Genomic DNA, 17,875 nt, shown 5'->3' with positions numbered 1-17,875 from the left:
GCGGACATCGGAGTAGTTGCGGGCGAGCCCGCTACTGGTCGTCGAAACGTTGGCGGAAACGCTCTTCCATCCGCTGGGTGAACGAACTCTTCCGCGCCGACTGCTTGCCACCGCCGGCGCGCGACTCCCCTCCACCGCTTTTGCCGTCACCCTCGACGGCATGCTGCCGTATCGAGGTGAAGGCGAGGATGACCCCAAAGAACATCACCAGGAACCCGAGCACGCTCACCAAGGGGATCTGGGCTACGCGCAAGGGCAGCACTACGCCGAGCACCAGAAGTGCCACGCCGACGACGAACAGGGCAATACCCTGCAGCCGGCGTCGACGCGCTGGGCGGCGCAGCCTGGTGCCTCGCACCGTGGATGCGAACTTGGGGTCCTCGGCATAGAGCTCGCGCTCGATCTGATCGAGCAGCCGCTGCTCATGCTCGGAGAGTGGCATCTTTCCTCCTCCGGCACGGCTGTCGCGGGCGCCGGGCCGCGCAACGTCGTGGACCCAACATGACGCCCCCGGGCGGGGCGTCACTGTCCAGGATACGAGCCCTGCGCGCGGAGGACTACCCGATCCCGCATCAAGCACGCATTGATTTGGCCAAAACAGCCCGGAACAGCCGATCCGGGGCCTTCTGAGCCCGGTCCAGGGACGAAAATCACCCTCCGCACCCGGAAAGATCACTCTTCTGGCCGGGAAATCAACGACGCCGGACGCACCGCGGCGGCGCCGAACTTGGACCTGGCGACGTCCGCGGCCACTTCGGCATCCCGCCAGCGGGGCTCGGAGGTCTCGAAACTGAGCTGCTCGCCGTCCGCGCCGTCGCCGAGCCCGTCGACCCGGACCCCGATCAGCCGTACCGCGCCGGTCGGCACGTGCTCGGTCAGCAGCTCGACGGCCGTCGTGTGGATCTCCCGGGCGACGTCGGTCCCCGAGGCCATCGTGCGGGCGCGGGTGATCGTCTTGAAATCGGTGAACCGGACCTTGATCGACACGGTCCGGCCCCGCAGCCCCTTGCCGCGCAGGCTCGCGGCGACCCGCTCGGACAGCCTCAGCAGCTCCAGCTCGAGGATCCCGCGATCGTGGTGGTCGACGTCGAAGGTGCGCTCCGCGCCGATCGACTTCTCGGCGGTCTCCGGCACCACCTCACGGTCGTCATGACCGTTCGCCAGCGCCCACAGGTGCTCTCCCGCCGCCACACCGACCGAGCGACGCAGGCTCGGCAGCCGGGAGCGGGCGACGTCGGCGATCGTGTCCAGGCCGAGCTTGTGCAGATGCTCCGCGGTGCGCTTGCCGACCCCCCACAGCGCGGACACCGGCAGCGGGTGCAGGAACTCCAGCGTCTGCTCGGCGGGGACGACGACCATGCCGTCCGGTTTCGCCATCCCGGAAGCGAGTTTCGCGATGAACTTGACCTTCGCCACACCGACCGAGCAGACGATGCCGTGCTCGGCGGCGACCCTGCCGCGGATCTCGGCGCCGATGCCCGCGGGCGTCAGGTTCAGCCGGCGCAGCGCGCCCCGCACGTCGAGGAAGGCCTCGTCCAGGCTCAGCGGCTCGACCAGCGGGGTGAGCTCCCGGAAGATTGCCATCACCCCCTGCGAGACCTCACCGTAGAGGCCGAACGTCGGCGTGATGTTGATCAGCTGCGGGCACAGCCGCTTCGCTGTGCTGAACGGCATCGCGGAGTGCACACCGAACTTGCGCGCGGGGTAGTTCGCCGCGGCCACCACCGACCGGGGCCCGCCGCCCGCGACGACCACGGGCCGGTCCACCAGCTCGGGCCGCGTACGCAGCTCGCACGCGACGAAGAACGCGTCCATGTCGACGTGCAGCATCCCGCAGCCGGTGTCGTCCGGCGTGTGCCAGGGGGCGACCCGGAACCGCGTGTGTCCCGCGGGCAGATCAGTGTTGCGTCCCATCGACGCCGACGTTAGCCGCCGGCACCGACAGTTTCCCGACTCACTCGTTCAGGAGGCGCGGCGCGCCAGTGCGTGCAGGCGGCTCGCGACGTCGCGCAGCGGCGACACCGTAGCGGCGGCCAGTTCGAACTCGGCCAGTTCGTCTTCACGGGCACCGGCGCCCGGCATGACGTCCGACACCACGCCGTCGCCCTGGACGAGCGCCACGACGAGCCCCGCGGCCTCGAGCATCGCCTGCACCCCGTCGACGTCGAAGCGCCTGAGGACGGTGTCCCGCTCGCCGGGCAGCACACCGTCGGCATGGCTCAGCAGTTGGCGCGCCTCCGCGAGGCGACCGGCCAGCGCCCGTTGGAGGATCGCCGCGCTCCGGTTCGCCACCAGCACCGAGACCGCTCCACCGGGAGCGACCGCCTTCGCGAGCGCCGCCACGACGGCGGCCGGGTCGTCGACCACTTCGAGGAGTCCGTGCGCCAGCACCAGGTCCGCGGAGCCGGGCGCGACGTGGGCGCCCAGCGCGTCGGAGTCGTCCGCGACGACGGTGATCCGGTCGGAAACGCCCTCTTCGGCCGCCCGGCGGCGCAAGGTGGCCAGTGCGTTCGGGTTCGGCTCGACGACCGTGACGAGGCACCCAGCGGCCGCCAACGGAACCGCCCAGCCACCGCTGCCGCCACCGACGTCGACGACATTCGGGTGCTCGGCACCCCGCGCGCGGGCGGCGGAAAGTTCGGCCTCGAGCACTCGGCGCACCGCTCGGGATCCACGTGCGGCCAGGGTGTCCGTTTTCATGGGGCTGAGCCTAACGGGTGACCCCAGAGAGGCGGGGAGCGCCGATCATCACAGCGTGCCGCAGCCCTCACCACCCTCAACGGAAGCGCTTCGCACCCGTCCCTGTCATAGGCTCCGCCTGTGCAGACCGTCGCGATACTCAGTCTCAAAGGTGGGGTCGGCAAGACCACGGTCACGCTGGGGCTCGCCTCGGCCGCACTGAAGCGGGGCCTGCGGACGCTCGTCGTCGACCTCGACCCCCAGTGCAACGCCACCGCCGCCCTCGACCCGGCAGCCACCCGCACCACGGTGGCCGACGTCCTGGCGGATCCGCGCCGGTCCGTGGTGGCCGGTGCGATCACCGCCAGCGCTTGGGGCGCCGGTGTCGACGTCCTCACCGGGTCGGAGGCGACCGAGGCGTTCAACGACCCCGACCCCGGTTCACGACGGCTGAACCGCTTGGCCGGGGCCTTGGCGGAGCTGGGAAAGCTCGTCGACCACGGCGAGACGCCCTACCGGCTGGTCCTGCTGGACTGCCCGCCGTCACTCGGCAGGCTGACCCGCTCCGCACTGGTCGCCGCCGACGGCGCGCTCCTGGTGACCGAGCCCTCGCTGTTCGCCGTTTCCGGCGTGCAACGCGCCGCGGAAGCCGTCGAAGCCGAACGGGCCGAGCACAACCCCAAGCTGAAAGCGCTCGGCGTGGTCGTCAACCGGGTCAAGCCCCGCCTGACCGAACACGAGTTCCGGGTGGCCGAACTCCGGGAGACCTTCGGGGGGCTGGTCCTCGATCCGGTACTACCCGAACGGGTGGCAGTCCAGCAGGCGCAAGGCGCGTGCGCCCCGCTCCATCAGGTGCGGACGGCCGGTGGACGCGAGCTGGGAGCGGCGTTCGACACCTTGCTGGGCCACGTACTGCCCGTCAGCCCGTAGGCTCACTCAAGTGCACACGGTCGCCGTACTCAGTCTGAAGGGTGGCGTCGGTAAAACGACGGTCGCCCTGGGTATCGCATCGGCTGCTCTGCGTAGGGGAACCCGGACGCTGGTGGTCGACCTCGACCCCCAGGGCAACGCCACGTCGTCACTGGATCCGCCCTACACCGACGCCACCCTGGTCCACGTCCTCGAAGACCCGCGCCGCTCGGTACTGGAGCGGGCCATCGCGCCGAGCATCTGGAGCGACAACGTCGACGTCCTCGTCGGGTCGGAGGACCTCGAGCAGCTCAACGAGCCTGGCGCCGACGCGCGCCGCCTGGAGAACCTGTCCAGGGCACTGGACGAACTCCACCAGAAGCCGCTCCGGGACACCCCGTACGAGCTGGTCATCCTGGACTGCCCGCCGTCGCTCGGCAGGCTGACGAAGTCCGCGCTGGTGGCCGCCGACAGCGCCCTGATCGTCACCGAGCCGACGATGTACGCCGTCGCGGGCGCGCAGCGGGCGCTGGAGGCGATCGAGAAGATCCGCGAGGACAACAATCCCGGCCTGCGCGCGATCGGCGTGCTGGTCAACAAGCTGCGAGTCCGGTCGTACGAGCACCAGTTCCGGATCGCCGAGCTGCGCGACTCCTTCGGCTCGCTGGTCATGCCCACCGCGATCACCGACCGGCTGGCCGTCCAGCAGGCACAGGGCGCGTGCAGCCCGATCCACGAGTGGCACTCCCCCGGAGCCCAGGAGATCGCGCTCACCTTCAACATGGTGCTGGCGAAGATCCTGCGGTCGAGCCGCGCGGGCAGGCACCGCATCAAGTCCGACGAGGACCCGTTGGACACCGACAACTCGGACAACACCGAAGACACAGCAAACCCGGAAGCCCCGGTCAACGGAGTGGACCGGGAGGACCCGGCCGGCGAGGTCTACGAGCTGCGACCGACGAACGCCCCGCAGAGCGGCTGAGCCGATGCCGGAGGGCGACACGGTCTTCCTGGCCGGGAAGACCCTGGACCGGGCGCTCGCCGGCAAGACGCTGACCCGCGGCGAGTTCCGCCATCCCGCACTCGCCACCAGGGACGTGTCCGGCCGGGTAGTGCTCGGCGTGGCGACCGTCGGCAAGCACATCTTCACCCGGTTCTCCGGTGATCTGAGCCTGCACAGCCACCTGAAGATGGACGGCGCCTGGGCGGTCTACCCGATCGACGCGCGCTGGCGTCATCCCGCCCATCACGCCAGGGTCATCCTGGCCGGCGAGGACGTCCAGGCGGTCGGTTTCCGGCTGCACGACCTGAAACTCCTGCCGACCGCCGAGGAGTACCGGCTCGTCGAGCACCTCGGACCGGACCTGCTTGATCCACTGTGGACAGACGAGCTCGCGGCGCCGGCCGCCGTCGCCCTCGCCGCGGTGCCCGCTCGCGAACTCGGCCTCGCGCTGTTGGACCAGCGCGTGATGGCCGGGGTCGGCAGCCTCTACAAATGCGAGATCTGCTTCCTGCTCAAGGTTTCCCCGTGGACACCGGTGTCCGAAGTGGACCCGATGAAGGCCGTCGCGCTGGCCCGCAAGCTGCTGCTGGTCAACGCCTGGCGGCACGAGCAGTGCACCACCGGCGACCTCCGCCGCGGCCGGATGAACTGGGTCTACGAGCGCACCCGGCAGGGCTGCTTCCGCTGTGGCGGGCGGGTTCTGGTGGCAACCCAGGGCCACGACGTCCAGCGCCGGCCGACCTGGTTCTGCCCGAACTGCCAGCCCGGACCGCACCCGAACTCGTGAGCGTTGCGGCCGGTTCCAGCGCGCCGGAACGCTCACGAGTCCTGGTGGCGAGGAGCGCGGGAAAATTGATGTTGCAGCCGTCGGAGTTCTTCGCCTAGCGTTGGGGTACACGAGAGAGGAGGTGGTCCAAAGTTGTATAGCAACAGGACACGTGAGGTGACTGTCCGCTAGCGGACAACACGCGATTGGACTTTGAGCAGCGCTAGACGAGCCACCTTCGGCTCATTGCCTGCGTCGCGTGCGTGCCTGCCGGTGAATACCAGGCAGTCGCCAGACCCCCGATGCTTCAGGGAACCGGTCCGTCCCTGGCCTGTGCGGTTACGCCGTACAGGAGCCGCGTCGGGGGTCTCTTTACAACCACCGGGCGTGCCCGGGCCTCCTTTCACCGATATTCACCCCACGGTGTGGCTTAGGCCACTAGCCTGGGAGGCATGCTCCGTCCGGACTATCCGATTACCACCGAACGCCTGATCCTCAGGCCGTTCACCTCGGCTGATCTCGACTCGCTGAACTCCTTCCAGTCCCGCGCCGACGTCGCCCGCTACCTCTACTGGGGGCCGCGAAGCCGGGCCGAGTCGGCCGCCGCACTGGCCAAGCGGGTGCACAGCTCGACGCTGCGTGACGAGGGGCAGCTCCTCGCCGTCGCCGTCGAACTCGCCACGACCAGCCAGTTGATCGGCGACCTCAATCTTGAGTACCTCAGCAGCGAGCACCGCTGCGGTGAGATCGGGTTCGTCTTCCACCCGGACTTCCACGGCCAGGGGTACGCGGCCGAAGCCGCCACCGAGCTCCTGCGCCTGGGCTTCGAGGACCTCGGCCTGCACCGGATCATCGGCCGCTGCGACGGCCGCAACACCGCGTCCGCGAGCCTGATGGAACGTCTCGGCATGCGCAAGGAAGCCCACCTCCGCGAGAACGAGATCGTCAAGGGCGAGTGGACCGACGAGCTGGTCTTCGCGATGCTCGAAGGCGAGTGGAAGGCCCGCAAGTAGCCGCGCCCGCCGGTGAGGCAGCATGGTGGCCGTGTTCTTCGACAAGATCGTCCGGCCGGCGCTGTACCGGGTCAACGGTAATGACCCCGAGCTGGTGCACGAGCGCACGCTGCGGATACTGAGCCGCCTCGGCACGGTCTCGCCCGCGCTTCGGGCCCTGCGCGCGCACTACGGCACCGCCAACCCGGTCGACGTGCTGGGCCTGCGGTTCCCCAACCCGGTCGGCCTCGCCGCGGGCATGGACAAGAACGGCCGCGCGCTGCACGCCTGGCCGGCGCTGGGCTTCGGGTTCGTCGAGGTCGGCACGGTGACCGCGCTGGCGCAGCCGGGCAACCCGAAACCGCGGCTGTTCACCCTCGCTTCCAGCGACGCGGTGATCAACCGGATGGGCTTCAACAACGCGGGCGCGGAAGCGCTCGCGGCGAGCCTCGCCGCCCGGGGAAAACCGGACGTCCCGCTCGGCGTCAGCATCGGCAAGTCGAAGGTCACCGCGCTTGAAGACGCTGTCGCGGACTACCAGACGTCCCTGCGCTCGCTGTACCCGTACGCGGACTACTTCGCCATCAATGTCAGCTCCCCCAACACCCCTGGCCTGCGCGAGCTGCAGGACAAGTCGGCGCTGGCAGAGCTGCTGGCCGAGCTGGGGGCCACTTCGGCGGCATTGGCCGCGGAAGCGGGCAGGACGCCGACGCCGTTGCTGGTCAAGGTCGCGCCGGACCTCTCCGACGAGGCGCTGACCGAGCTACTCGACGTCTGCACCGCCCACGGCGTCGCGGGGCTCATCGCCACCAACACCACCCTGTCCAGGGACGGCATCGCTTCCACCGACGCACCCGTCGGCGCGCAGGCGGGCGGCTTATCCGGGCGGCCGCTCACCGCGCGTGCGCTCGACGTCGTCCGGTACGTCCACCGCCATACCGACGGCAAACTGCCGATCATCGGCGTCGGCGGTCTCCTCGGCGCCGACGACGCGCGGCGCATGCTGGACGCCGGCGCGAGCCTGGTCCAGCTCTACACCGGCTTCGCCCTGCACGGCCCCGGCCTGGTCCGGCGGATCAACCGGGGCCTCGCTCGTTAAGCCGCTTCGCTCCTCGACCTGAAGATGCTGAGGTGGCGCAGGTAGGCTCGCCAGCCGCCGAACTTCGTGATGTCGGGCGCGTCCGAGGCCGCGACCGGGTCGCACAGGACGCCGAGCGCCGAGCCACCGCCTGCCAGCGTGATCGGGCCGAGCGTCAGCGGGGCGGCCAGCTCGGTCAGGAAAAGTCCCAGCCCTCCTGGGGAAATCGTCCAGCGTTCGCCTTCGAGTGCGGCACCGAAACCGTCGACGTGCACGATCCCCGGTGTCGGCGCCTCGTCCGACTCGGGGAGTAGCGCGACCATGCGATACTCCCCGGCGGTGACGACCTCACCCGAGAAGCGCGCGCCGAGCGCGATCAACCGGTTGTTGAGCGGCTGGCCGCGCAGGTGCGCGCCGAACACAACGACGTCGATTCCCGTTGTCGGGTAAGGGGAAAAACTCTGCTCCCCGGTCAGCACCCCGGCGAGGTCGATCGCCACCTGGTCGTCGAAAGCCCGGGTGACGACGGAGACCCCGAACGGGCTGCCGTCGGCCTTGCCCGCCGGGACCGCGACAGCCGCCATGTCAAGCAGGTTGACGAAGTTGGCGTAGACGCCCAGCCGCCGCGGCACGCCCACCGGATCGGCCAACACCTCCGCGACGGTCGGATGCTCCGGCACGGTCGGCAGCAGAAGCGCGTCGAGACCGGTCAGGAGGGACGCGACGGTGGTCTTCAGCGCGTCGAGTCGCTTCTGGTCGGCGACGAGTTCATGGGCCTTGAGCTCCCCGGCCGCGAGAATGAGCCCCGCCACCGCGGGGTCGGTGTCCGCCTGGTGACCGGCGACGAATTCGCCCACCGACGCGTACCTTTCAGCGACCAGCGCGCCGTCGTAGAGCAGCGAACCCGCTTGCTGGAACGGCGTCAGGTCGATGGTCCGGATCGCGACCCCGGCCGCTCGCAACGTCTTCACGACGGTGGTGAACGCACGCTTCGCGCCCTCGGACAGCAGTGCGAGGGCAGCGTCGTCCGGGATGGCGACACGGGGATGCTCGCCCGCGCCCAACCGGACCGAAGCAGGCCAAGCGCGACTGCTGGGGTCGGTGTCGTCCACGCCGGTCATCTCGCCGAGCGCCAGCTGCGCGGTGGCGAGTGTGCGGGCGAAAACCGTTACGCAGTCATACGTCCGCGACGCCGGCACCACCCCGGTCTTCGGGACGAGCCCGAGCGTCGGCTTCAGGCCGACGATTCCGGTGAAGGCGGCGGGTACACGGCCCGAACCCGCGGTGTCCGTGCCGATCGCTATGTCGACAAGCTCGAGCGCGACGGCGACCGCGGAACCCGCACTCGACCCACCGGCGATCTTCTCCGGGTCCGGCACGCCCCGCACGGGACCATACGGGCTGCGGGTACCGGCCAGCCCGGTCGCGAACTGGTCGAGGTTGGTCTTGCCGAGCACCACCGCCCCCGCGCTGATCAGGCGGCCGACCGCGACAGCGCTTTCCTCCGGGAAGTACGCATAAGCCGTGCAACCCGCTGTGGTCGGCAGGCCCGCGACGTCCACGTTGTCCTTCACCGCGAGCAGCAAACCCGCCAGTGGCAGCGACTCCCCCGCGCGCACACGCTCGTCGAGCGCCTTCGCCTCGACGAGGACGTCTTCCTTGGACCTCAGGGTTATCCAGATCTCCGGCCGGTCGACCTCGGCTATCCTTTCGTAGGCCGAGAGCACACGCTGGACGGAACTGACGGGAACGGGCGGTAGATACTCGGGTTCCGGCGGGAGAGTAGTCACGATGGGATCCTTTCCGGTCGACCGGGTCCGGTGTTCAGAGCCCGGTCATGAAAGTCCACTGTGGAGCGCCAACTGGGTGAGACCGCGTTCGGCCCGACGCAGCACCATCGCCTGCGAACCGCCGACGTGGTCGTGCAAAGCGTGATAGGCATGGTCCAGTTCGCCGTCCCGGAGGAGTTCGAGGATCTCCAGGTGGTCGGCGATGGTCGAAGCGACCCGGTCCGCGGTGAGGAAGTCGTACCTCCGCACGCGGCGGATCTTCTGGTTCACCACGACCAACGCGTCGGCCAGGGCCGGATTGCCCGACGCGAGGGACAAGGCGACGTGAAACTGTTCCTCGAGCAGCACGAACCCCGGGTCCGGGGCGGGCGGGCTCGCCTGCAGTGCCCGCCAACGGTCGAGTTCGGCGGCCAGGATCGCCGCGTCATGGCGGCCGGCCGGCGGGTCCTCCCTCGCCCTGGCGATTCCTCGCAGTTCGAGGGTGACACGGAGTTCGTAGAGGTCGCTGAGTTCGGACAGAGTAGGGGTGGTGACGTAGAAACCGTTCTCCCGGCGTTCGATCAGACCGTCGGTGGCGAGCCGGGCGAGCGCCTCGCGCACCGGTGTCCGCGACACGCCGTACCGCTGCGCCAGCCGTTCCTCGGCCAGCCGGATCCGCGGGGTGACCAACCCGCCCGTGACCTCCTCCCGGAGTTGCAGGTAGACCCGGGCCGCGCGAGAGCCCGGCGTATCCGACGCTGTATACAGCCCTGCATCCACCCCCATCACGGTAAGCCGCGCAGATTTCACCGAAACGTGGTTTTGGGTTACATCACTGTTTCACCGAGAAGATTTCGCGGAGTGGTGGTCCGGCCTTCGGTGGCCGGTTCCGGTCTACCGCAGCGCCTTACGCCGTGAAGGTGGCCTTCACGACAGGTCACAGCGTCACACCTGCGACAGGCCCTCAGAACCCCTGCGCGTGCAGCACTCGCCCCCGGTCCTTGCAATGCAAAAGGCGGACACGCGTTGGTGGACGTGGGACTCGGCCTGGCGAACGAGGGACTCGCGCGGGCGGGTGGGTCAGGAGAGTTCGCGGAGAGCCATGGCGAGGCCGGCGAGGTGGTCGGTGGCGTCGGTGAGGGCCTGTTTGGACGCCTGTATGCCACCACCGCTCGCGGCGACGGCGTGGCCGGCGGCGGCGATCAGGCTGCCGTAGCCCGCGAGGCCATCGTCGAGTTGTTCTCGCAGCGTGCCGACGGCGGAGTCCAGCGTGCCCCGGTTGGCGGCCGGAGTGGCGTCACGGGCGCGCTCGACGGCTTGGAGGCGTTCGGCGAGGGCGCGAAGGGCTTGCGCGGCCTCGGAGGCTGTGGCGCGGGCATCGGCGACGGACACCTCTGGCACAGCGGTGACGCCGACAGAACTCGGGACGGTGAGCTGGCGGAGGAGCTCGGCCAGCGTGGCCTCGTTCTCGGCGAGCCTGTCCATCGGCCCACGCGCGGCAGAGCCGACGGGCGGCAACGGCGGCGGAGCCGTGCTCACCGGGAGCACGGTGCGGTTGAGCTGACGGAGCCGGACGCCCGACCGGATGCTCAGCGCGGAGAAGACGACTGTCCCCGCGACACCCGCGGTCATCTGGCTCAACCCGCCGGCACCGAGCAAATCCAGGATCCCGGCGGTGAAGTACAGCGCCGACAGGAGCCCCAGCACGATCCACAGGGTCAGCGCACGCGACGTCCGCCGCTTGCGGCGAGCCAGCTTCGCGGCTGGTTCGTTCCATCTCGCCCATTTGGAGCGGACTTCGGAGACAACGGGAATGTCCGTGGTGGACATGCCCATCGCCATTTTCGACATGGCCTGCATCCGCTGCTGCGCGGAAGCGGGCCGGGGCGACACCGGCCGACGCGGGGGCGCGGTTCGCGCACCCCCGCCCTCGGTCGGCGGCAGGTACTTCTGCAGCTTTTCCTGCGCGCGCTGGGCGTAGTCGGGCAGGCGTTCGATGTGCTTTTCCAACTTGGCGTTGAAATCACTGAAATCCCGCTTGCCCGACCCCATCGCGCTCCCCCTCGTGCTCTGAGCCAGCCTCGTGAGCTAGTTCTTCTGCTGCTCCGACTGGACGCGAGCCTGGATCTCCTTCTGGATGTCCGCGCTCGTCTTGGCCGCCGCGGCCGACTTCGCCACCGCCGCCGCCGCCGAGGAACCGTCGGTGACCTGAGCCACCGAATCGCCCTTCATCGACGAACGGATCTGCTCGAGCCGCGAATGCCCGGCCATCTGCGTGGTCGAGGCCTGGACCTCGAGCATGCGGCCCTGGACCGAGTTACCCGCGAGCTCAGCAGAGCCCAGCGCGGTCGTGTAGCGCTTCTCGATCTTTTCCCGGACCTCTTCGAGCGACGGGGTGTTACCCGGCGCCGCCAGCTCCGACATCTGGTTGAGCGAAGCCGAGACCTTCTCCTGCATCTTGGCCTGCTCGAGCTGAGAGAGCAGCTTCGTGCGCTCGGCCAGCTTCTGCTGCAGCATCGTCGCGTTGCGCTCCACAGCCACCTTGGCCTGCGAAGCGGCCTGCAGCGACTGGTCGTGCAGCGTCTTCAGATCCTCGATGCTCTGCTCGGCGGTGACGAGCTGGGCGGCGAAGCTTTCGGCGGCAGTCTCGAACTGCGTCGCCTTCTCTTCGTCCCCCTTGCCCCTTGCCTCGTCGGCAAGCACCAGCGCCTGGCGCGTCGAGGACTGGAGCTTCTCGACCTCACCGAGCTGCCGGTTGAGCTTCATCTCCAGCTGCCGCTGGTTACCGATCACGGAAGCGGCCTGCTGGGAGAGCGCTTGGTGATTGCGCTGTGCCTCCTCGATGGCCTGCTGGATCTGTACCTTCGGGTCAGCGTGCTCGTCGATCTTCGACGAGAACGCCGCCATCATGTACTTCCAGAACTTCACGAAAGGGTTGGCCATCTCCTCCGCCTGCCTTCTTGCGTCCCACTGGCTGAATCCCCGTTGGTGGGGCGTCGCTCCCCCCGCACCTCGGCACGTCCCCTGTGCGGGGCGTGCCATCGGTACAGATGGGCAACGTCTCGACCCCGGTGTTGAGTTCCATCGTGTCAGGTTGACGTCCATCGTTCCAGGCGACCCCGGGGGAATTCAGGGACGACCCTGACCGGTGAGCGTCACCTGCGTCACAGCGTACGAGAACGACCCCGGACCGAAGCCCGGGGTCGTTCCGCTCACTGAAGAGAGTCAAGCGGCGATAATGGACGCCATCTTCGGCGCGCTGATCGTCGTCCGCAGGGTCGTCCCCATCCGAGCGGAAGGGGAAATCCGCAGGTCGGCAAGGCTGTTCAAGCTCTCCAGCTCGTCCAGCTCGGTGCTGAGAACACCGTCCACCCGGGTGCCGGCGGAATACCCGCCGCCGGTGGAGGCCTTCGCCACCCTGGCGCCCGAAGCACCTTCGGAGCCACCTCGCGGCACCCGCTCGGCCGGTCGGCCGACGGGGACCACCTCGACATTGTCCAAGGCGGACACATCGGCGGCCACGTTGTGGAGCAACTCAGCCAGTGGGAGTTCCAGTGCGTCGCAGATCGACGCCAGCAGCTCGCTGGACGCCTCCTTCTGACCACGCTCCACCTCGGAGAGGTATCCGAGACTCACCCTGGCGGCGCGAGAGATGTCACGCAGCGTACGACGCTGATTGGTACGAGCATGCCGGAGCCGATCGCCGATCGCCTCACGCAAGAGCACGGTCATCGCGCCTCCCTTCCCGGACTGATACCCACCACGTTACCCAGTCGGGACGGGTAACCGCAGGAATTGACACGGCCGTACGCCAAGGGCGAACGCGCCGATCACCCCAAATGTTCCCCGAGGAGGTCCAGCGCGGCCGCCACCGAAGCCGCCCGGACGGCCTCCCGGCCGCCGTCCAGCGCCAGCTCACGGACGGTGGCAACGCCTGGACCAGCGAGTCCGATGAAAACGGTCCCGGGAGGGACGCCGTCCTGCGGATCAGGTCCGGCGACGCCGGTCAGCCCGAGGCCCCAGTCCGCCTCGCAGCGCGCCCGCGCGCCCTCGGCGAGCTGCGTTGCGACATCCGGGTGCACCGCCCCGGTCCGGGCGAGCAGCGCCGGGTCCACGCCGGCCAGTTTCGCCTTCAGATCCGTCGCGTAGACGACGAGCCCGCCGCGGACGGCGGCACTGGAACCGGGGATGTCGGTGAGCGCGGCGCAGACGAGCCCAGCGGTGAGCGACTCCGCGGTTGCCACAGTCTGCCTTCGCGCTATCAGGGCCTGCACGACGTCACGGACGTCCACTCACGCCCCCGAAGCGGCCCGCAGGCCGGCGGCACGCAACCGGACCGCCCGGAAAACGTAGTCGAGGCCGGTCACGACAGTGAGCACGAGCGCGAGCCCCATCAGGACCCAGCGGACGATGTCGGCGGACGCGGGCAGCGGCAGCAGGTACGCCACGATCGCCGCGACCTGCGTCAACGTCTTCGCCTTACCGCCCCGGCTCGCCGGGATGACGCCGTGCCGGATCACCCAGAAGCGCAGCAGCGTGACGCCGATCTCCCGGATCGCGATGACGATGGTCACCCACCAGCCGAGCTCGCCCAGCGCGCTCAGCCCGATGAGCGCGGCGCCGATCAGGGCCTTGTCCGCGATCGGGTCGGCGATCTTGCCGAAGTCGGTGACCAGGCCGTACCGGCGAGCCACCCAGCCGTCGACCTGGTCGGTGAACGACGCGACAGCGAAAATCGCGGTCGCGACCGCCCGCCACCAGGTGTCGGTGCCGTCCGCGACGAGCAGCGCCGCGACGAACAACGGCACCATGGCCAGCCTGGACATGGTCAGCAGATTGGCCAGGTTCAGCGTCGGTACCGGCGTCGGCTCCGGTACCGCGGCCGGTGGCGGCGGCTTCGGGCCGGTGCCTTCACCCGCCCCGGCATCGCTGGTGGCGGCACTCACCGGTCCGCGTCCGCGGCTACCGGCCGGACGACCAGGTCCACACCGGCCGATTCGAGGACCTCGCACCGCAGGATGTCGCCCACCGCGCAGTCGCCCGCCTCGACGACCACGCACTCGCCGTCGACCTCGGGCGCCTGGTGGGCCGCCCGGCCGATCACTTCGCCGCCGGAGCCATCGATGTCCTCGGTGCTCTCGACCAGGACCTCGACGAACGTGCCGATCCGGTCCTCGGCGCGCTGGGAGGTCAGTTCCTCGACCAGGTTCGAGATCCGGGTGACGCGCTGGGTGATCACGTCCTGGTCGAGCTTGCCTTCGAAGCTCTCGGCCTCGGTGCCGTCCTCGTCGGAGTAACCGAACACCCCGACGGCGTCCAGGCGGGCGCCGACCAGGAAGCGCTCCAGCTCGGCCAAGTCGTCCTCGGTCTCACCGGGGAAGCCGACGATGACGTTGGTGCGGATACCGGCGGCCGGCGAGTGCTCGCGGATCTGCTCGGTCAGCGCGAGGAACGAGTCCGTGGACCCGAACCGGCGCATGCGGCGCAGCACGGTCTCGCTGGAATGCTGGAAGGAGAGGTCGAAGTAGTCCGCGACGCCCGGGGTGGTCGCGATGGCCTTGACCAGGCCGGGCCGGGTCTCGGCGGGCTGCAGGTACGACACGCGCACCCGCTCGATGCCCTCGACCTCGGCGAGCCGGGGGATCAGCAGCTCGAGCGCCCGGGCGCCGTCGCGGCCGAAGTCCTTGCCATACGACGTCGAGTTCTCACTGACCAGGAAGATCTCCTTGACGCCGTGCTCGGCGAGCCACATCGCCTCGGCGACGATCTCGTCCGGCTGCCGCGACACGAACGAACCGCGGAACGACGGGATCGCACAGAAGGAACAGCGCCGGTCGCAGCCGGAGGCGATCTTCAGCGCGGCGACGGGCGAGTCGTCCAGGCGGGTGCGCAGCACCCGCGGGCCCCAGCCGTGCTGCGCGTGCCCGGGGACCTCGACGTCCTCGGCGGCCGAAGGGCGCTGGACCGGGCTGATCGGCAGCAGCTTGCGGCGGTCGCCGGGCGTGTGGGAGGCGATGGCCTTGCCGGCGACGACGTCGTCGAGGCGGTCGGACAGCTCCGCGTAGTGGTCGAAGCCGAGTACGGCGTCAGCCTCGGGCAGACTGCTCGCCAGCTCCTTGCCGTACCGCTCGGCCATGCAGCCGACCGCGACGACCTTGGCGCCGGTGTCCGAGGCCGCGAGCAGCGTGTCGACCGAGTCCTTCTTCGCGGATTCGACGAACCCGCAGGTGTTGACCACCACCACGTCGGCGTCTTCGGGCTCGGCGGCCAGTTCCCAGCCACCGGCGGCCAGCCTGCCCGCGAGCTCCTCGGAGTCGACCTCGTTGCGGGCGCAGCCCAGGGTCAACAGGGACACACGACGGCTACCGGAAGTTTCGGTGGTGGGAGAAGGCACGTGCCTCAGGGTAGCTGGCCTGGTCGCGGTCCCCCACGTGCGGCGCCACGATCGTGACGGCCGGCTCCCTTACTGGCCGAGGTCCGCCTGGGTCAGCAGAGTCAGCTCGTCGTCGCTCAGCGCGTCGAGGTCGACGTCAGGAGCGGCGGGCCGGACGGCCTGAGCGCCGATGGCGGCCTCGATGAGGCCTCGAACGGACCGGCCGTTGGCGAAACCGCTACCTCGGTCGATCGCGGCAATGCGCGCGGGCAACGCCTCCAGCAGATCCGGCGAGAGCTTGTATCCCTGTGCCTCCGCCATCGACACGAGAATCTGCTCGAGCTCGGTGTCGGTGTAGTCGGGGAAGTCGACCATCAGGGCGAACCTCGAGCGCAGGCCCGCGTCGGCATCGAGGAACCGGTCCATCTCACCCGGGTACCCGGCGGCGATGACGACCAGGTCACCGCGGTGGTTCTCCATCTGCACGAGCAGCTCGGCGACGGCCTCGGCGCCGAAGTTGACGCCGGCGTCCGAGGTGCCCTGGACGAGGTTGTAGGCCTCGTCCAGCGAGCGGGAATTGACTCCCTAACATGTGGGACAGTGCGATACTTCTTAACCTCTTTGACGCACCCACGGAATGCGGGCCCAACCCGCTCTGGGGGCTGGTTATCGGCGTAGCCATCGCCTCTTGGGGACGCGGTGAACAGCGTCTCGAACGGCGTCACGCAGCTCTGTGTTCCGCCGGTCGGCCAGATCGTTCGCAGCCTTCCGATTTCCCCGCAGCCGGGTGATCTCCGCCAGGGGTACCGGATCTTGAAGAATCTGCTGCTCGCGAGCTTCCTGTCGACAATGCCCACACGTTCTACGTGTTGGCCGGGAAGACGCCGGTCCTCGTTCACAATTCCGGATGCTGGGTCGGCACAGGTAGCCCCGGCAATTGGGATACCGTGACCGAGTCGATGCCCGCCAGGGCGCTCGCATATCAGATCCGGGTCACTGGAGGGGTTCCTAGTGGAATGGGCTATAAGACTATCGACAGTGTCGGAGAAGTTCATTTTGACAGCTTCCAAGACGGAATTCTTATTGAAGCCAAAGGTCCTGGATATGCCGACCTCACGAAGAATGGTCGCTTCTATCCTGGATTCGGTATAAATGACAGTGCGGTCGCGCAGGCAGAACGTCAGCTCAGAGTATCCGGCGGGCTTCCTGTCGAGTGGCGTGTTGCCGAGCCGATAGCAGTGCAAGCCTTCAAAAACCTATTTGCTGACAATGGAATTGTTGGAATCAATGTGGTGTACGTTCCCTAGCAAAGGAGGTTCCGGGAATGCCTGAAGCGTTCTACCTCGGCGCTTATTGGGGGCCGAGAATCGAATCTCTGGACGAGTGTGCCGATAGACTGACAGAGTACCTTGCTAGAATAGGGCGGCTCCATCACGCTTATGCAAGTTGGTTTCAACGAGGGCAAAGTATGGCTGAGGCTTCCCGGAATCGGGTCAGCGTGAACAGGGAAGCGATTGTTCGCGCACTTGAATCGGGGGCCACGCGGTCTCAGTTTACCGGCAAGATAGTCGAGGATCTCGGTTACCGGGTTGGGCTTTGGAACAATGAAGACTCGACGCCAGTTGGCTTCAGTGCATTGTGTGGATCCGATCCGAGAACTGTTCATGTCAAAAATTGCGTTGTTCTAAATTTGCCCGAGCCGGAGTCGGCTGGCGCAGAGCTTTACTCGCCAGATTTGGTTCAAGACATCTTTCGTGCAACAGTAGAGTGCTGGGATCCGGAATGGGCAACGTTTTCCAACAGTTCGATGAGAAGCCTTCAGGAGCAAGGGCCGACTCGACCGGTAGCTGGTTGGATGACGTACCTTTCGGGAAATAAAGTAGAAAACTCAAGCAAGCAACGATCGGTAGAGTGCACGTCTTTCTTGAACGGCACAATAGTGACAGCCGGGGTGGATCCTCTCCAGATGAGCGAAGTTCAACTTGCGGAAGTCATCAATATGCTGACAACCAATTAGTGCGACATGGATTCTTCGACTCCCTGACTCAGACGACGAACTGGCCGTGCCTAACCAGGCGACCGGTGCGGGCCGTGCTCTCGCTGAGCTTTGTCAGCATCATCGACCGGTTCCCCAGCGTTGCGATTGCCGGGAGATCCGAGACCTGCTCGCCCCAAGCCATCGGAGACCGCAAGCATCGGGCTGATCCACGCCGGAACGTTGGTCAAGACCCACCTCCGATCCGCCGTCGGCCAGTATGACGCCAACCGAAGGGGCCGGGTTACTGTCGACGGTAACCCGTTTGGCG

The 17,875-nt window shown here is 68.2% G+C and carries 19 protein-coding genes; 7 read left to right on the top strand and 12 right to left on the bottom strand.

Annotated elements, in window-relative coordinates; translation table 11 throughout:
• Positions 1 to 31: 31 nt before the first annotated feature.
• The 3 genes from JWQ81_RS06110 to JWQ81_RS06100 form a co-directional block, all read right to left on the bottom strand.
• Entirely contained in the window at positions 32 to 442 is a 411-nt protein-coding gene (locus tag JWQ81_RS06110) for a DUF3040 domain-containing protein (protein WP_297538441.1), read from the bottom strand.
• 230 nt (positions 443 to 672) lie between these two features.
• The gene (gene dinB / locus JWQ81_RS06105; protein ID WP_297538439.1) at positions 673 to 1,914 is read right to left on the bottom strand and encodes a DNA polymerase IV; all 1,242 of its coding nucleotides are present in this window, start codon (positions 1,912 to 1,914) and stop codon (positions 673 to 675) included.
• A gap of 48 nt (positions 1,915 to 1,962) precedes the next feature.
• Positions 1,963 to 2,700: a methyltransferase domain-containing protein gene (locus JWQ81_RS06100; protein ID WP_297538437.1), complete on the bottom strand. Its 738-nt coding sequence runs from the start codon at positions 2,698 to 2,700 to the stop codon at positions 1,963 to 1,965.
• A gap of 120 nt (positions 2,701 to 2,820) precedes the next feature.
• On the opposite strand from JWQ81_RS06100, the gene JWQ81_RS06095 reads away from it, so the two are divergent.
• The 5 genes from JWQ81_RS06095 (at position 2,821) to JWQ81_RS06075 (ending at position 7,448) form a co-directional block, all read left to right on the top strand.
• Positions 2,821 to 3,609, top strand: a complete 789-nt coding sequence (locus JWQ81_RS06095) for a ParA family protein (RefSeq protein ID WP_297538435.1) — start codon at positions 2,821 to 2,823, stop codon at positions 3,607 to 3,609.
• Between the two features lie 10 nt (positions 3,610 to 3,619).
• A complete protein-coding gene (locus JWQ81_RS06090) occupies positions 3,620 to 4,570 on the top strand; it encodes a ParA family protein (RefSeq protein ID WP_297538433.1) in 951 nt (316 codons plus the stop codon).
• Between the two features lie 4 nt (positions 4,571 to 4,574).
• Positions 4,575 to 5,378, top strand: coding sequence for a DNA-formamidopyrimidine glycosylase family protein (locus JWQ81_RS06085; protein WP_297538431.1), 804 nt, complete (start codon positions 4,575 to 4,577; stop codon positions 5,376 to 5,378).
• A gap of 431 nt (positions 5,379 to 5,809) precedes the next feature.
• Positions 5,810 to 6,370 (top strand): GNAT family protein, encoded by a 561-nt coding sequence (locus JWQ81_RS06080; protein WP_297538429.1) that lies wholly within the window; start codon positions 5,810 to 5,812, stop codon positions 6,368 to 6,370.
• A gap of 31 nt (positions 6,371 to 6,401) precedes the next feature.
• Positions 6,402 to 7,448 (top strand): quinone-dependent dihydroorotate dehydrogenase, encoded by a 1,047-nt coding sequence (locus JWQ81_RS06075; protein ID WP_297538527.1) that lies wholly within the window; start codon positions 6,402 to 6,404, stop codon positions 7,446 to 7,448.
• On the opposite strand, the gene atzF is transcribed toward JWQ81_RS06075, so the two are convergent.
• The 9 genes from atzF to JWQ81_RS06030 form a co-directional block, all read right to left on the bottom strand.
• Positions 7,445 to 9,217 carry an allophanate hydrolase gene (atzF, locus tag JWQ81_RS06070; protein ID WP_297538427.1) on the bottom strand — a complete coding sequence of 591 codons (1,773 nt, stop codon included), beginning with the start codon at positions 9,215 to 9,217 and terminating at the stop codon, positions 7,445 to 7,447. The two genes, JWQ81_RS06075 and atzF, sit on opposite strands and share 4 nt — an antisense overlap.
• Before the next feature lie 45 nt (positions 9,218 to 9,262).
• Positions 9,263 to 9,976, bottom strand: a complete 714-nt coding sequence (locus JWQ81_RS06065) for a GntR family transcriptional regulator (RefSeq protein ID WP_297538425.1) — start codon at positions 9,974 to 9,976, stop codon at positions 9,263 to 9,265.
• A gap of 300 nt (positions 9,977 to 10,276) precedes the next feature.
• Positions 10,277 to 11,248 carry a hypothetical protein gene (locus tag JWQ81_RS06060; protein ID WP_297538424.1) on the bottom strand — a complete coding sequence of 324 codons (972 nt, stop codon included), beginning with the start codon at positions 11,246 to 11,248 and terminating at the stop codon, positions 10,277 to 10,279.
• A 36-nt stretch (positions 11,249 to 11,284) separates the two neighbouring features.
• A complete protein-coding gene (locus JWQ81_RS06055; protein WP_297538423.1) occupies positions 11,285 to 12,139 on the bottom strand; it encodes a PspA/IM30 family protein in 855 nt (284 codons plus the stop codon).
• A 282-nt stretch (positions 12,140 to 12,421) separates the two neighbouring features.
• Positions 12,422 to 12,928 carry a helix-turn-helix transcriptional regulator gene (locus JWQ81_RS06050; RefSeq protein WP_297538422.1) on the bottom strand — a complete coding sequence of 169 codons (507 nt, stop codon included), beginning with the start codon at positions 12,926 to 12,928 and terminating at the stop codon, positions 12,422 to 12,424.
• Between the two features lie 98 nt (positions 12,929 to 13,026).
• The gene (locus JWQ81_RS06045) at positions 13,027 to 13,488 is read right to left on the bottom strand and encodes a CinA family protein (RefSeq protein WP_297538419.1); all 462 of its coding nucleotides are present in this window, start codon (positions 13,486 to 13,488) and stop codon (positions 13,027 to 13,029) included.
• Positions 13,489 to 14,142 carry a CDP-diacylglycerol--glycerol-3-phosphate 3-phosphatidyltransferase gene (gene pgsA, locus JWQ81_RS06040; protein ID WP_297538417.1) on the bottom strand — a complete coding sequence of 218 codons (654 nt, stop codon included), beginning with the start codon at positions 14,140 to 14,142 and terminating at the stop codon, positions 13,489 to 13,491.
• Entirely contained in the window at positions 14,139 to 15,590 is a 1,452-nt protein-coding gene (rimO, locus tag JWQ81_RS06035; protein WP_297538415.1) for a 30S ribosomal protein S12 methylthiotransferase RimO, read from the bottom strand. The genes pgsA and rimO overlap by 4 nt, the downstream gene beginning before the upstream one ends.
• 69 nt (positions 15,591 to 15,659) lie before the next feature.
• Positions 15,660 to 16,049 carry a hypothetical protein gene (locus JWQ81_RS06030; RefSeq protein ID WP_297538413.1) on the bottom strand — a complete coding sequence of 130 codons (390 nt, stop codon included), beginning with the start codon at positions 16,047 to 16,049 and terminating at the stop codon, positions 15,660 to 15,662.
• Positions 16,050 to 16,528: 479 nt separating this feature from the next.
• Between JWQ81_RS06030 and JWQ81_RS06025 the strand changes: the two genes are divergently transcribed.
• Positions 16,529 to 16,876, top strand: coding sequence for a Tox-REase-5 domain-containing protein (locus JWQ81_RS06025; RefSeq protein WP_297538525.1), 348 nt, complete (start codon positions 16,529 to 16,531; stop codon positions 16,874 to 16,876).
• 17 nt (positions 16,877 to 16,893) lie between these two features.
• A complete protein-coding gene (locus JWQ81_RS06020; protein ID WP_297538411.1) occupies positions 16,894 to 17,586 on the top strand; it encodes an Imm52 family immunity protein in 693 nt (230 codons plus the stop codon).
• Positions 17,587 to 17,875 lie beyond the last annotated feature (289 nt).

The organism is Amycolatopsis sp. (assembly GCF_025464955.1).
GTDB lineage: Bacteria > Actinomycetota > Actinomycetes > Mycobacteriales > Pseudonocardiaceae > Amycolatopsis.
Note: the sequence above shows the minus strand (reverse complement) of the source record. Positions and strands in the feature narration are given on the sequence as shown.